Raw genomic sequence first — 13,043 nt, forward strand, 5'->3', positions numbered from 1 at the left:
TCACCTAAGGGAGAAAAACTAGCTGGGTTTATAACTGCTTTGGTTGTTATAGAACTTCAATTGCGAGAACACTTTTTCCAAATTCTTCAACTCTAAAAGTTCGACCGGTAGATTCCAATGAATAGATAATTTCATTTTTGCTTGGAAACTTGATAAATTCTTTAGTTAATTTTTCAAAGAACTCCCAAGCTTCAATTCCAGGATAATTCTCTCTAAAAGGTTCAACTATTATAAGTTTTCCTCCTTCACCCAAAGCATTAACAGCACTGCTTATGACATGTTGAATATTTGGGATATATTCTAAGAGAAAACTCACTATTACTACATCATACTCTCCTTTCGGCTTAACTTTTTGAACATCAATCTCTTTTAGTGTCACCCAGTCTAACCCATTTCTTTTTACTCGTCTTTTTGCGATATTCAGAAGATTATGGGAAAAATCGACTCCTGTATATACTCCCTCATAACCAACAATTTTTCCAATCTCTTCTGGAGATACAGAGCCACATCCAAGATCTAGAACCCTTTTACCCCGGGTAATCCCACCAACCTCTTTGATAATTGTTCGGTAAATTCTTGTCAAGTGACTGTTGAGGCGCATATCCCAAAACTCTGCATTCTTGTCAAAGTCCATAAGACTTATTGGAGAGTTGGAATTTAAGGAGACTTCTACAAATTCAAGCATTCTGTCAAATATAGGGATTACATCGAGAGTGAGATACGATATGGATCCTATGTCTAATTCTAGTTTGTAATTTATACTCCTCCCCCAGATTCTATTAAATGCGGTTTCTGCAAACCCAAGTGTTGTGTAAGTCTCTAGCATTGTTTTGAGTAAAACTTTATTTCTAACAGGAATGTCCACCAGGGCGTCTGCATAATGCTTTTTTTCATTTATTGCATGAAATACTCCATACTCCAAACCAAGTTTGAGTAAATTAAGCAGTGCTAAGTTCACGGCAAAAGATAGCGTTGTATCAAGGACACGAACTAGGGTCTTTACACCATTTTTTTGAAAAAGAAGTTTCTCTTTCACATTTTGAGATTCCAAAAAATCCAAAAAACTCTTTCCCTCCTCAGATAAGCGATAATACTTAAATCCTTCTCCCTCAACAATGTCAACTAACCCTAAGTCCACAAGTGATTTATCATCTTGATGTATAGATGCTGTTCCTAAGAGCATGTCTTTGACCTCTTGTATGCTTAAATTTGTAGCTTTGGCTATTTCTGAAAGATAAGCTGGCGAGGGATATGTTCGAGCTAGATATCTAAGAAGCCTTAGTTTGTTCTTCCCAACATAACGGAGAGTATTTAGAAAATTCGTATTCATGAAATGACACCCTCCAGTCTCCAACTATAAACCCTAATGTATTCCTAAGTTAGAAGAATATTAAAAGTTTTTTGTGTAGGTACCCCCTTATCAGGACAACATTCTCTGAAGCCATCTGGTAGCATCGCCTTAGATTTATCAAACCAAGAAACTCGCTTTATCTCCTTCTCCACTTTCTTGAATCAAAAGGTTAAATTTTTCTTTTGAAAGCCTCGCCCTTCAGGGGCGGGGAGGAGGTCAGATATTAAAACGCAACACCCAACGGCTTATCCTGATAGCGGCACGTTAAAAACCAGGGCGTGTTTAGTTTCACCCCCTGTTATTTAAACAGTATTTGACTCTGAGGAGGATTTTCAGACCATAACACATTACCCCAAGCAGGATTCGGGTTACAGTAGTCTTTTTCAGAAAACAGGGGATTCTACTGCCAAACCAAGTTGTAAACGCACCCCAGAACCCCTCATGAGGATTCCTATGCCCGTACTCTTCTTCAGAAAACACTCTGTCTCTCTTCTTACTACCAAAACCACCTGGAGGGTTCTTAGTCTTCTTAACAATCGGCCGATAACCCTTTTCCACCACAGTGTTCAGAACTTTCTTTGAATCATAAGCCCCATCAGCATAAAAATTCCCAGAACCCTCCGGCAGGAGTTCAATCAGCTCGTTCTCAGAAGTCGTGATCTTCACAGCAACCGGATACAGTAAACCCGGCAGGATTCTCGTTATTGCCTGAACTTCTATTCTGTCCTTTTTTTATTTGTGATAATGGTTGAGTCTGCTTGAGTGCTGGCGTAGGGTAATTTCTGGAGTTTTTTCAGGAGGTGGTTTGTCAGTTCTTCGAGGTTCAGCTTTTTCTCCCAGTTGTGGAGGGTTGAGTAGTGAATGTTTGCTCCGAAGAATTTTCTGCCGTAGTGCTGGGCGTCTCTGAGAGGTAGGTTGTAGTATTGTTTAAAGAGGAGTATTGCCAGTATTGTTTTTACTGGGAATTTTTTGGATTTTGGTAGGTTCTTCAGCTTTCCTTCTGATTCGAAGTCTGCTAAAACGTCAAGAATTGCGAATGCCACGCTTTCAGGGTCTTTGAGTCTGTGATCCCATCTGGGGATCACGACAACCACCTGAAAGAATTCAGCAAAAACCCTAATAAAGGTTACTATAAACACGCCCTTAAAAACCAAAAAATTTATAAGAGCATTGTAATCCCTAACTTATCGAGGGCCGGTAGCTCAGCCTGGTTAGAGCACCGGGCTTTTAACCCGGTGGTCGCGGGTTCAAATCCCGTCCGGCCCGCCACTTAACAACTTTTCTAGGAATCGAAAGAGCTTAAAGTTCTGAATGCCAATTATCTTACGGGTGATAGCATGGATGTTTTTGAGCTGGCTAAAAAATATCATGTTGAACTGGGCATAAAAGAACCAAGTTTTGCCACGATGGCAGCGGAGCTTTTCGGAGACTTGGGATTGAGCATAATGAACCACCTGAAAGAGGAGGGATACACTTTAAAGGGCACAAGGTTCCTGGACTATGAGAAGAGCCTTGTGCTGGAAATAGTAAAAGAAAACAAGAGCTACGAAATCCTCTTGAGAAAGCTTTAATAGGTCACCTCATAATCGAAAATTATTTCTTCCTTTTCTCCCGGATTAACCGTTATTTTGAATTCCACGTAGTTGGCTGTCTCTACTATTGGGCTCACTGAGCTTTCCAAGATTTTTCCACGCCACTTGTAGTGTCTGACAATCACTTCCCTGCTCTCTTTGCCGAAGTTTTCCACCGTGACTTTGATTTTATAGTAAGAATATCTTTCCCTGTGCTTTTCTTCCAGCACTTCCGTTTTTCCTTTTAAGTCCACATCTCTGCCTAATTTAAGCCTCAAAATGTCGCCTTTCGCAGTGTGGTCTATCATTTGTTCTCCAATTAATACGTTCTTGTCTTCCATTTCTTTGTAAATTTCCACAACACCTCTGGGCAGGACTTCACTTGTCTCTAGGGAGATAATCTCATAAACATCTTGACTTCCACCGTAGGGATAGCTTTCATAGAGGTATTCCCGCGTAAACTTGCTCTCCTGGTAGATGTAAGGGATGAGCTTTTTCTCAAATGCCTCAATGTCAATAGTTCCGAGTTTGTAGAGATAAAAAGCCTCCAATTTTATCCTCTGGATTGGTTGCTGAGGTACTTCTTTTGTAGCTGCCTCTAGTGTATAGTATCTATCCATAATTATCTGAGGAGGCTGGTAAAACTGAACATCTCCCGAAACAAGAAGAACGTCAGTGTTTTCAAAGCTCTTGTTGGTAGGATTGTCAATCACCACATACCCATAAAACTCCGCCTTATCTCCTAGGTAAAGCTTGTACCTTGAGCTCCAGCCTATTCCTCCAACCCGGTAGATGAGCTTGAAGAAGTACTTTCCATCCTCCTCAGCGTTTACTATGGCATAAACATCCGCGGTACTTTCTTCACCGATTGAGGCCATCTTTATATAGGCTATTTCCTCCTGACTTATCAAATAATAGCCATCTCCTTGGATTGCTATCTTCCCGTCTTTGTATCCCAGGAATTTTCCACTTAGTGTTTCTCCGCTTTTCAGTTTTATTGTTATCTCTTTTCCAATATTGGCTTCAACCAGATCTTTTCCTTTAAGTTCTTTACCTACGACTCCAAGAACCTTAACCTTCTCATCAAGAGGCTTCAGCGTAACCTCATCAATCTGGAGTCCTTTAAGCATCTCCAGCGGAACTTCATTTATGCCTTTCTTCAGCTCAACTTGAATGGTCTTTTCCACAACTCCAATCTTGGCTGAATCATAGAGTGCAAGTGCAGTGTGGCTCTCTTCAGCTTTCGTTTGATGGAATACAATCATGGCTAGAAGAACAAAAACCACTAAAACTCCTCCAACAATTTTTCGCTTCATTTCAATCACCCAAGAGGATATCACCCTCATTCTATTTATAGGAATCGACAGCTTCAATCACATTCGAAATGGAAAGACTTTTAACATTGTCAACATAACTGAAACTGTCATCACTATAATCGAGGTGGTAGAGATGGATAGAGTTGCAAAAGCTAGGGAAATAATCGAAAAGGCAAAAGCTGAGAACAGACCACTTGTGGAACCGGAGGCAAAGGAAATTCTTAAGCTTTACGGCATTCCAGTTCCAGATTTTAAGGTTGCAAGAAACGAGGAAGAGGCTGTTCAATTCGCAAGGGAAATAGGCTATCCAGTTGTTATGAAGATAGTTTCTCCACAAATTATCCACAAGAGCGACGCTGGTGGTGTTAAGATCAACATAAAGAACGACGAAGAGGCTAGAGAAGCTTTCAGAACTATTATGGAGAACGCCAAAAACTACAAGCCCGATGCAGATCTTTGGGGAGTTATAGTGTACAAGATGCTCCCTCTTGGCAAGGAAGTTATCGTTGGTATGATAAGAGACCCACAATTTGGACCCGCAGTAATGTTTGGTCTCGGTGGAATATTTGTCGAGATTCTCAAGGATGTGAGCTTTAGGGTTGCTCCAATAAGCAAAGACGAAGCCCTTGAGATGATCAAAGAAATAAAGGCTTACCCAATCCTTGCCGGAGCAAGAGGAGAAAAGCCAGTTGACATCGATGCCCTTGCGGATATAATCGTCAAAGTTGGAGAATTAGCCTTGGAGCTTCCAGAGATCAAGGAGCTTGACATAAACCCCATCTTCGCTTACGAAGACAGTGCAGTTGCAGTTGATGCTAGAATGCTCCTTTGATTTCTCTTCTTTTTAAAAATTTAGAGAAGAAAGTCAATACCAGGTTTCAGCTATAACGTCATGCTTGTGTATGCTTTCATGACTTACAACCTTTACGTGGATTTTGCCCTTAAATTTCTGCTTTGCTTTGAATATTATTTCTCTCGCAACATCTTCCACGAATTTTGGATTTGAGTACATATTTTGAACAACTGCGTTCTCATCAATGGTCTTCAATAAGGTATATGTCGGGGAGCTAAAAGAACTCTCTACCACATCTATCATATCTTCTAGGGCTATTTCCTCATTGTAGTCTGTTCTTATTTCGAGTGTCGCAACTGCTCTCTGGATGTGGGTTTTCCCTTGATTGTTGGCCATCGCGTGTGGACAAGCGGTGTTTCCAATTACCTTAACCCTCAAAACTTTCTCAATTTGCCCGGGCTCTTTTATTACCCCAACCTCAACATCATACGTCTCAAGGCTGATTTTTTTGCTGGCAGGTGTTTTTCTCTCCATGATAAGCTGTGTTTTAATCCACACTTCAGCCCTCTTATGGGGATGCTTTCCTTCCAACCTCTTTATCACCGCGAGACCAAGTTCTTCAAGAGAAGTGTGTGCTTCTTTCACTTCCTCCTCAACGGCCTCACTCATTGTTTCGGTGATGCTTTCAACAAGCCTGCTCATGTGAATGCCTTTCTTTTCCTCAGGAACGTCTATCGTTATCTCAAATGTTGGGATAAAGGTGTAAAGCTTACCTTTCCAGTTTATTCTCGCTATTGTTCTCAAGTTTGTTATGCCAACTCTGTGAAGTCTCTCTTTGATCTCTGGAATCTCTTCTTGAGTCTCAAACATTTTCTCACCTCCATTAGGAGAACCTAATCGGTTCTTTTAAACTTATCTCAAAAATCTCATAAGCTTCTCGTAACTTTCTTTTGCTACAGTAATATCCTCCCTGTTGAGTCGATACCCGTATTTTGCTTTCTCAAACACGCGGGTAAGTTTATCCAAATCCTCCAGATCCTCAAAAATATCCCTTAGCTTGTCCTCATGCTCCCAGTGGGTCCAGCTTTTTTGATAAGGATAACCTTTCCTTATTAACCCCGCAACGACGTTTTTGTACATTTTGATTATTCTTTCCTCGGGACTTCCTTCAATTGAATCAAAAGCTATCTCAGGATCAAATTTGGCAATCTCAAGTTTTTCTGGTTTCCTTCTTCTAGTTATAAAAAGAAAAACGAGGATAAGGGCAAAAACAAAAATTGGGGCAAGATAAGCATAGCCTGGAAGGGGTTCATAGGTTATTTTGAAAGTATCATTAAAGAAGCTGAACTTCGGGTATTTTATTATAGGCGCTTGAACGCCCCTATAAGGCTCAACCCTCCTGCTGAAAAGAGCCCTCAGCGCTATCACAATCGCCAGAATAATTACAAGCTCTCGGAGATAATCTCCTTTTGTTCGCTTTCTTTTTTTAACTGACTGCAGGGGGATGCCTTTCTCGAAAAGAAACCATACTGAATAGGCAAGAAGTCCAAAAAATAGTGCCGCCCACAGGATGTAAATCACCTCGATATTGAAGGTGCTTTGTCCATGTTCCACAGTAGCCCTAAAGAGCACGGCAAAGAGCAACAACATAAGCAAAAATGGCAGTATTTGCCTCATATCTACCGCCCGTTTATTATGTAGTAGACGGTCCTCAGAGGAATGTTAAGTTCTTCACTTATCTCCCTAGGTGTTTTTCCGCTTTTAATGAGCTCTTCAATAAGCTTTAATGTAGCCGGATCATACTTTTTAGGTCTTCCTCGGGCGTGGTTCATAGGGACAAGCTTAATTCCCATTTGGTTAAGTGCTTTAATGATTTTTTTGGAAACTTTTGGATACAAACTCGGAGGGCATCCGATGACTTTCACATTTGGAGCCCTCTCAAGTATCTTCACAAGGATTATCTTGGTTGGTCTGAGATTTATGTAAACCTCAGTAACATCCCTATTAAGCTTCTCCTCTATTTTTCTCAAGAGCTCATCATTATTTCTCGCCTTTATCTCAACCCTCATCTTTCTCACCCTTGGAGGAGCTCCAAAAATTGTTTTGCCTTATCACTCTTTGGCATAAACTTCTCAAATTTGCTTGTATCCTCAAATAGCGCCATGTGTAAGCCAGAGAGTACAAACTTCTCTATAGCTTCTTTGAGTTCTTCTTCATCTATCCCAAGTAGCTTGCTCACTTTTTCTTCATCAAAGGGGCTAACTCCATACAGAATAACCCCGCCCAAAAGGTAGTTGGGGATGTTCGAAATCTCGCTCCTCCTCCCGCTTAAGAGAGTCTCAATTTCACATTTTTTAATAATAAGCATACTGCCAAATCCAGTACGGAACTCTGGCTCATCCATAAACGGCAGATCGAAGATTGAGTAATGGCAATCTATACAGGGCCTTATTTGGGGATATAGGCCAATAGTTTCTCTCTCTTTTTCAGAGGTTATGTAGTAATATCTGAATAAATCTAAGGCAAGAATTTTAGCCCCGTCTTCGGGATATAAGGAAGCATAGGCGAGTGATAGGTTGTCTATGGTGTAGTGACTGTTTATCAGAACTCCCTTAGTTTTCACATATGTTAAGAGCCTCCATCTGAATTTTCGACCAAAGCGCTTCTTGAGTTCCCCGTCTATATCGGCATCTACAGGGAGCTCAACTCTCTCTTTCTTTAACCTTCCTCCCTGCCAGTACTCCACCTCTATTCTCATCCCCTTTCTTTGAACCTGACCTTTTTCCTTGAGCTTGGACTTTATCTCCTTAAAAGTATCTCTAGTTTTGTTGCTCTTTTGCCCCAGGATTCTAAGAACATCACCTGAGTAAGCCAAATGAGGCAATATCTCCACTCTTCCAAGCTTAATGGGCTTTTCAGAGATTCTTATTGAGCCGAGTTCTTCCTTGTTAGTGATGTCTTTAACTTCAACAATTTTCTTCCCTTTGTAAAAGGTATAATTGGATTCTATTGTAGCAAGGGCCATTTTATGGGCTGTTATTGCCGTTCTAAGCCGTTCAAGGGTTAGCATGCGGTAGTGATTTCTCAGCAGAATTCTTCTGATATGGGGATCTCGTTCCCTTTTACTTGACATTGTATAAGAGAGCGTCTCACCAACTCTACGGGAAAGTTCTTCTTCCAAATCTTTAAGGAAGGCAAGATTGCGGTTTAAATTAAAAGCTAAATAAAGAGGGTCGAAATTCTCAAATAACCTGCCCATGTTTATTTTTATATCGTCCAAAACCCTATTTATCTGTGCTATAAGCTCCTCAGTTGTCGTCATGGCAGGAGTTCCTCATTGGCAATTTTTTCGGGGAGATATCTTCTCGCAACGAACTCCAAACTCTTGTTTGCCAGAGCCTGCTGTTCAATCCTAACTCCCCACTTGAGTGCCAATTTAAGCTGTCTCTGCCATTCCTTGTTCTGGAACCACGGGTAGTTCATCTCCTCTATAATACGCTTGTAATCCCCGGTTGGACCACCTTTCTTGTTTGGCGGAATTCCCTTGAGCTTTTCTGTAACGTTTTCAAGACCGTATTTCTTGATGTCGTCCATCGTCATGCCAACGAACTTTGCCTCTGGCGTTGCAAGCTTTTCACTGAGATAAGCGAGGTTTATTGATCCCTGCTTGATTGTAGAGTAGATGTACCATCCATAAGGGTCACCATCAGTAAAGACAATTATCGGCAAACCTTCCTCGTAGTGAAGCCTGTGAATGAGCCTTCTAACGCCTCTTGAAGCCTGTCCCTGGGTGGCAACTATGAGGGCTTTCTCTTTCTTTGGATACTTTTCTTCTATAAGCCTGTCCGCCATAGCGGCAGTCTCTACTACAAGAACGTAATCTACATTAATTTCTGGGAACTCTATATGCTCCACGGTTCCGGGGACTGCCCATCCACCCATACCGAGCTTTGAAGCGTTGAACTCATCTTCTCCGTCCTTAATAACGATATCACCGTAAACATATCCCCTTCTGTCCGCAGTTATGTGCATTTCCTCTCTCAAAACACCGAACATTCTCTCCAGGTCCTCTATTATGGGATCGCTCTCGCTCTGATCTTCGAAGGTGTTTTCCTTCGTACCGGGGATTGTGTGTTTGTTTGCATAATAGGCTTCTCTCAAGCTTGCGTGCTTACCCTCAGCGACCAATCTCTTTATGTATGCCGCTATCAAGAGCGTCTGCATAAATTTCCTAGCATGGGCAACGTGGAAGAGGTACCTCCTTGAGGTCTTGTTACCCATTTTAATTAAGCGATCTTTTTCATCGAAATAAACGTTGCTGAGGCCTCTTGTAGGAACATCTATAAAGGGATTTCTGCCTGCTTTTATTTCTTCGAGAACTTCTTTTCCGAATTCCTCAAGCTTTTGAAGGACTTTTCTAGGATCGTAGCTGAAGCGTTCCTTAGGCTTTTCACGTTTAAGCATTCTCCTCAGCCTCCAGTGGCTTTTCTTCTATGGTTTCAAATTTCTTTTCAATAATCTTTATCAGAAGGGTTTTTATTGTGCCTTCAGGCTCTCCGGTTAGAATGCTCAAAGCCCTACTTATCTCTGGAACATACTTCTCAAACGTCTTCCTTCTTTTCACCTGATAGAGCTTGCGGTGTTTTCCTCCTAGATATTTAGCAAGTCTTCTCGCAACTTCCATTACAGCAAGTCTTATTTCTTCGTATATCTCCTCTTCACTGGCGACGCTTTGCTTTCCTGTAGAGGTGTAGGGAACGTGCACACTGATTACGTTAACCAAAAGTACCAGCGGTGTCCTTTCGAGATCATCCACTCTATATCTCTTCCAATCGATATTTCTTGCCGCGGAGGTTATAACACACGAACCGGCATCAAAGAGCAGAGGAACCCTGTTAGCGTATCTAAGGAGATCAAAACCACTGCTCAGCTCTCCCCCAAATGCCAAGCCCACCTCTACTTGGAAAGGAATTCCACCACGATAGACTTTGGGAGGTCTTGTTACAGCGGTTACGAACTCCGGCTTTAAAATTCCTAAAAGTCCTTTTTCTATGTTCTCTTCTCCAATTGGTCTTAATCCATGGGTTGGGGGAGCTAAAAATGTCATGTACTTAAACGCCTCTACAATCTCTTCAGCCTCGTGCCAAGTGAGCTTATCCGGAGACTTTTCCATAATTTTTCTGACTTCTCTGAGAACTTTTTTACCTCTTCTTCCAAAACTTGCGATTATTCTATCAACCTCTCCCTCAGCGAGCCTTTTTAAGAGTTGTTCCCTGACATTCTGCTCCTCTTCTTCCTTTATAAGCCTCAATGCGGTTATATATTTTACAAGCTCGTCTATTTTTTTGTCGCTTATTCTTGAAAACTCTCCTATAAGAAAAGTCCTCACTGTTGTTCTTGTCGTTCTTCTGGCCATTCTGTAAACGTCATCCGTCATTACTCCCTTTGGGTGGGGTTTCATCTCCTCCGGAGGCTCTGGAACTTCTTCACTGCTTCTCGGAAAGACTATCAACTTTCCATCAGGCTCTATAAGTTCAATATGGGCATGAGGATTGGCTATCGCGGTAAGCTTAAGATACCAGTAAGGGCCCTGCTTGGAGCGGATGTAACGAACTTCCTTAACTTCCATTTCTATTCTCGTTCCCCTCCATCCCGTAGGGTTGGGGTGTTTTATCTTTTTGAAAATTTTTCCTTCGTTCTTTTCCACATCTATGCCGACCCAAGCTTCTATTATCTCATCACCACCAGTGGAGGTTATAACTCTGGTGGCTTTTCCACTGGTGATTTGAGCAAACATTACGGCACCGCTAATACCAATACCCTGCTGACCCCTGCTTTGAATATTTCTATGAGCCTTTGTACCAGCAAGCATTTTACCAAAGACATGTGCTATGAACTTTTCTGGAATTCCAGGGCCGTTGTCTTCAACGATTATTTTATAGTGCTCATTTCCAAGTTCTTCTATCTCGACTCTAACGTAAGGCAGGATACCAGCTTCCTCACAAGCGTCCAAAGAATTTGTTACCGCTTCGTGGATAAGAGTTGTAAAGGAGCGCAGTTTTCCAGTATAGCCAAGCATTGCGGCATTTCTTCTAAAGAACTCACTGACACTCTGGATTTTAAACTCTTTAAACAGCTTGTTTGCTTCAGAATTCGCCATAATACATGCCTCCCTCAAGCTCTAAATCCTTTTTTCTTCTTTCAAGATATTTGTAAACGGTTCCGTGGGGGGAACCTTTGGCGAGCTTTTCAATAGCCGTTTTGGCTATTTGGACTTGAATTGGATTTCCAATGATAGCAACGGTCTTTCCATAGACACTTATGTCCGTCCCACTCATTTCTTCGATTATCTCCCTCGTTCTACCCTTTCTACCAATTATTCTCCCTCTAACCCTTGGAAGGGCATTCTTCTCATTCCCTACAACAACATCTGTCAGGTCAACGACTTCAAGAACCTCACCTTCGTTAAGCAGTCTGAATGCCCTCTCTGGAGAGAAGCCCCTTCCAATAGCCAACACAATATCTCTCGCCTTCCACACTGCCAAAGGATCGTCAGTTTTTTCTGTGGAAGTGATAAATACCTCCCCTGTTTGACTGTCTACCTCTATCTTGGTTTTTGTCGCCTCTTCAATCTTTTTCTTTGTCTCGCCCTTTTTCCCTATAACCACTCCAATTCTCTCTTTAGGAATTCTCACAAACTCTTCCTGCTCGCCTAGGGCCTCAAACTCTTCAATTTCAAAGGACTCCCTTTTTTCTCCCTCTTTGTCTACATACTCATACTTTTTCAGCTTCTCTTCAAACTCATCCATTTCAATCACCAGCTAGCTCTCTAAACTTTTCCTCAAGATTATCAACCGCCACTCCCTTTTTAGCGAAGTAATTGATGACATTTCTTAAATCACGATAGAGCAGTGAGAGCGCCATTCTATTCCTCTTCACCGTTGCCTGAGACCAGTCAATTATTACTGGCTTATCCCAGATTAGGATGTTATACTCACTGAGATCACCGTGAACCATATCTCCTCTTTTCCAGAGCTTTTCAATTGAATCCATGGCAAAGTTATAGAGCTCTTCAAATTCTTTTTTAGTGAGTTCTTTTTCCACGTCTTTTAATCTTGGAGCGGGGTATTCATCCCCGATGAACTCCATTATGAGAACGTTATTGCTGAATGCTATTGGCTCTGGAGCCCTAACAGCGTATTTCATTGCCCTCTGGAGATTTTTAAATTCCCTCCTAGTCCATACAAAGACCAGCTTTCTGATGTCTTTTGGTAGATAGCCAATTCTTGGATCCGCTGCTAAATACTCCCATATTCTCCTAAATTCAGTTGTATAGGTGCGATAGATTTTAACAGCAATAGGATTGCCATCGACATCGATACCCCTAAACACATTCGCCTCTTTTCCCGTTGAAATCACACCAAGCAGTTTTTCTATATTTCCCTTTCGATGAAAGTAGGAAAGGGTGTTAACAGTTGTCCTGTCAAATACCTCACTAAACACTTTATAGAGTTCACTATCCTTTTCCCTACGCTCTTCTAATCCCAGAATCTGTGATATCTCTCTATCTATGTCTTGGATTTTCATAACCCATCACAGAGTTAAGCCGCCGGTAAGGAAATTCTGGGTGATCTTGTTCTTCCTGATAAGCCAGTCGACTTGGGTCTTTGTATAGCGATAAACTATGTCTCCCCTTTCGTCGCTTTGCACTTCCCAGGGTTGGACTATAACCACATCCCCAACTCTAATCCACATTCTCCTTCTCAGCTTCCCCGGTATTCTGCACCTTCTAACCTTTCCATCTGAGCATCTAACATCCATCCATCCTGAGCCTAGAGCCTGCTCTACTATTCCGAACACTTGGTTATCCTTTGGGAGGGGAACTCTAATGACTTCCTCCCCTTCAACAGTTCTATTTTTATCGTTTCTTGGCATGAACATCACCCCACGTAGTTTATTTGATAACCTTATAAGCCTAAGCTTTTTGCAAATATTTTCCACTATCAATTAAT

At 41.6% G+C, this 13,043-nt stretch carries 15 protein-coding genes and 1 tRNA gene; 3 read left to right on the forward strand and 13 right to left on the reverse strand.

What is annotated here, in order from left to right:
* Positions 1–46: 46 nt before the first annotated feature.
* From OCC_RS11945 to OCC_RS11955, 3 genes are all read right to left on the reverse strand, one after another.
* The gene (locus OCC_RS11945) at positions 47–1,330 is read right to left on the reverse strand and encodes an archaellum operon transcriptional activator EarA family protein (protein ID WP_004066942.1); all 1,284 of its coding nucleotides are present in this window, start codon (positions 1,328–1,330) and stop codon (positions 47–49) included.
* Positions 1,331–1,639: 309 nt separating this feature from the next.
* Positions 1,640–2,017: a hypothetical protein gene (locus OCC_RS11950; RefSeq protein ID WP_020953604.1), complete on the reverse strand. Its 378-nt coding sequence runs from the start codon at positions 2,015–2,017 to the stop codon at positions 1,640–1,642.
* 50 nt (positions 2,018–2,067) lie between these two features.
* The gene (locus OCC_RS11955; protein ID WP_148290382.1) at positions 2,068–2,445 is read right to left on the reverse strand and encodes a hypothetical protein; all 378 of its coding nucleotides are present in this window, start codon (positions 2,443–2,445) and stop codon (positions 2,068–2,070) included.
* Positions 2,446–2,542: 97 nt separating this feature from the next.
* Between OCC_RS11955 and OCC_RS11960 the strand changes: the two genes are divergently transcribed.
* Positions 2,543–2,620: transfer RNA gene (locus OCC_RS11960), tRNA-Lys, on the forward strand.
* Between the two features lie 68 nt (positions 2,621–2,688).
* Positions 2,689–2,922: a hypothetical protein gene (locus OCC_RS11965; RefSeq protein WP_004070161.1), complete on the forward strand. Its 234-nt coding sequence runs from the start codon at positions 2,689–2,691 to the stop codon at positions 2,920–2,922.
* Here the strand turns inward: OCC_RS11965 and OCC_RS11970 are convergent.
* Positions 2,919–4,238, reverse strand: a complete 1,320-nt coding sequence (locus OCC_RS11970) for a DUF4139 domain-containing protein (protein WP_004070159.1) — start codon at positions 4,236–4,238, stop codon at positions 2,919–2,921. The genes OCC_RS11965 and OCC_RS11970 overlap by 4 nt on opposite strands.
* 133 nt (positions 4,239–4,371) lie before the next feature.
* Here OCC_RS11970 and OCC_RS11975 point away from each other — a divergent pair, with 133 nt between their 5' ends.
* Complete coding sequence (locus tag OCC_RS11975) at positions 4,372–5,070, forward strand: acetate--CoA ligase family protein (RefSeq protein ID WP_004070156.1); 699 nt, start codon at positions 4,372–4,374, stop codon at positions 5,068–5,070.
* A gap of 33 nt (positions 5,071–5,103) precedes the next feature.
* Here the strand turns inward: OCC_RS11975 and OCC_RS11980 are convergent, their stop codons facing one another.
* Genes OCC_RS11980 through eif1A form a run of 9 tightly spaced genes read right to left on the reverse strand, consistent with a single transcriptional unit; the run spans position 5,104 to position 12,972 of the window.
* Positions 5,104–5,901, reverse strand: a complete 798-nt coding sequence (locus tag OCC_RS11980) for a GTP cyclohydrolase IV (RefSeq protein WP_004070154.1) — start codon at positions 5,899–5,901, stop codon at positions 5,104–5,106.
* Between the two features lie 42 nt (positions 5,902–5,943).
* Positions 5,944–6,708: a DUF4129 domain-containing protein gene (locus OCC_RS11985; RefSeq protein WP_004070152.1), complete on the reverse strand. Its 765-nt coding sequence runs from the start codon at positions 6,706–6,708 to the stop codon at positions 5,944–5,946.
* Between the two features lie 2 nt (positions 6,709–6,710).
* Complete coding sequence (locus tag OCC_RS11990; RefSeq protein ID WP_004070150.1) at positions 6,711–7,100, reverse strand: DUF1699 family protein; 390 nt, start codon at positions 7,098–7,100, stop codon at positions 6,711–6,713.
* Between the two features lie 5 nt (positions 7,101–7,105).
* Positions 7,106–8,353, reverse strand: coding sequence for a DUF530 family protein (locus tag OCC_RS11995; RefSeq protein ID WP_004070148.1), 1,248 nt, complete (start codon positions 8,351–8,353; stop codon positions 7,106–7,108).
* On the reverse strand, positions 8,350–9,495 hold the full coding sequence (locus tag OCC_RS12000; protein ID WP_004070146.1) for a DNA topoisomerase IV subunit A: 1,146 nt from the start codon (positions 9,493–9,495) through the stop codon (positions 8,350–8,352). Before OCC_RS12000 ends, OCC_RS11995 begins: the two co-directional genes overlap by 4 nt.
* Entirely contained in the window at positions 9,488–11,191 is a 1,704-nt protein-coding gene (gene top6B / locus OCC_RS12005) for a DNA topoisomerase VI subunit B (protein ID WP_004070145.1), read from the reverse strand. Before top6B ends, OCC_RS12000 begins: the two co-directional genes overlap by 8 nt.
* Entirely contained in the window at positions 11,178–11,840 is a 663-nt protein-coding gene (locus OCC_RS12010; RefSeq protein WP_004070143.1) for a KH domain-containing protein, read from the reverse strand. The genes top6B and OCC_RS12010 overlap by 14 nt, the downstream gene beginning before the upstream one ends.
* Before the next feature lies 1 nt (position 11,841).
* Complete coding sequence (locus tag OCC_RS12015; RefSeq protein WP_004070140.1) at positions 11,842–12,618, reverse strand: serine protein kinase RIO; 777 nt, start codon at positions 12,616–12,618, stop codon at positions 11,842–11,844.
* Positions 12,619–12,624: 6 nt separating this feature from the next.
* Positions 12,625–12,972 carry a translation initiation factor eIF-1A gene (gene eif1A / locus OCC_RS12020; RefSeq protein ID WP_048874647.1) on the reverse strand — a complete coding sequence of 116 codons (348 nt, stop codon included), beginning with the start codon at positions 12,970–12,972 and terminating at the stop codon, positions 12,625–12,627.
* Between the last annotated feature and the right edge of the window lie 71 nt (positions 12,973–13,043).

Source organism: Thermococcus litoralis DSM 5473, assembly GCF_000246985.2.
In the GTDB taxonomy this organism is placed as follows: domain Archaea; phylum Methanobacteriota_B; class Thermococci; order Thermococcales; family Thermococcaceae; genus Thermococcus_A; species Thermococcus_A litoralis.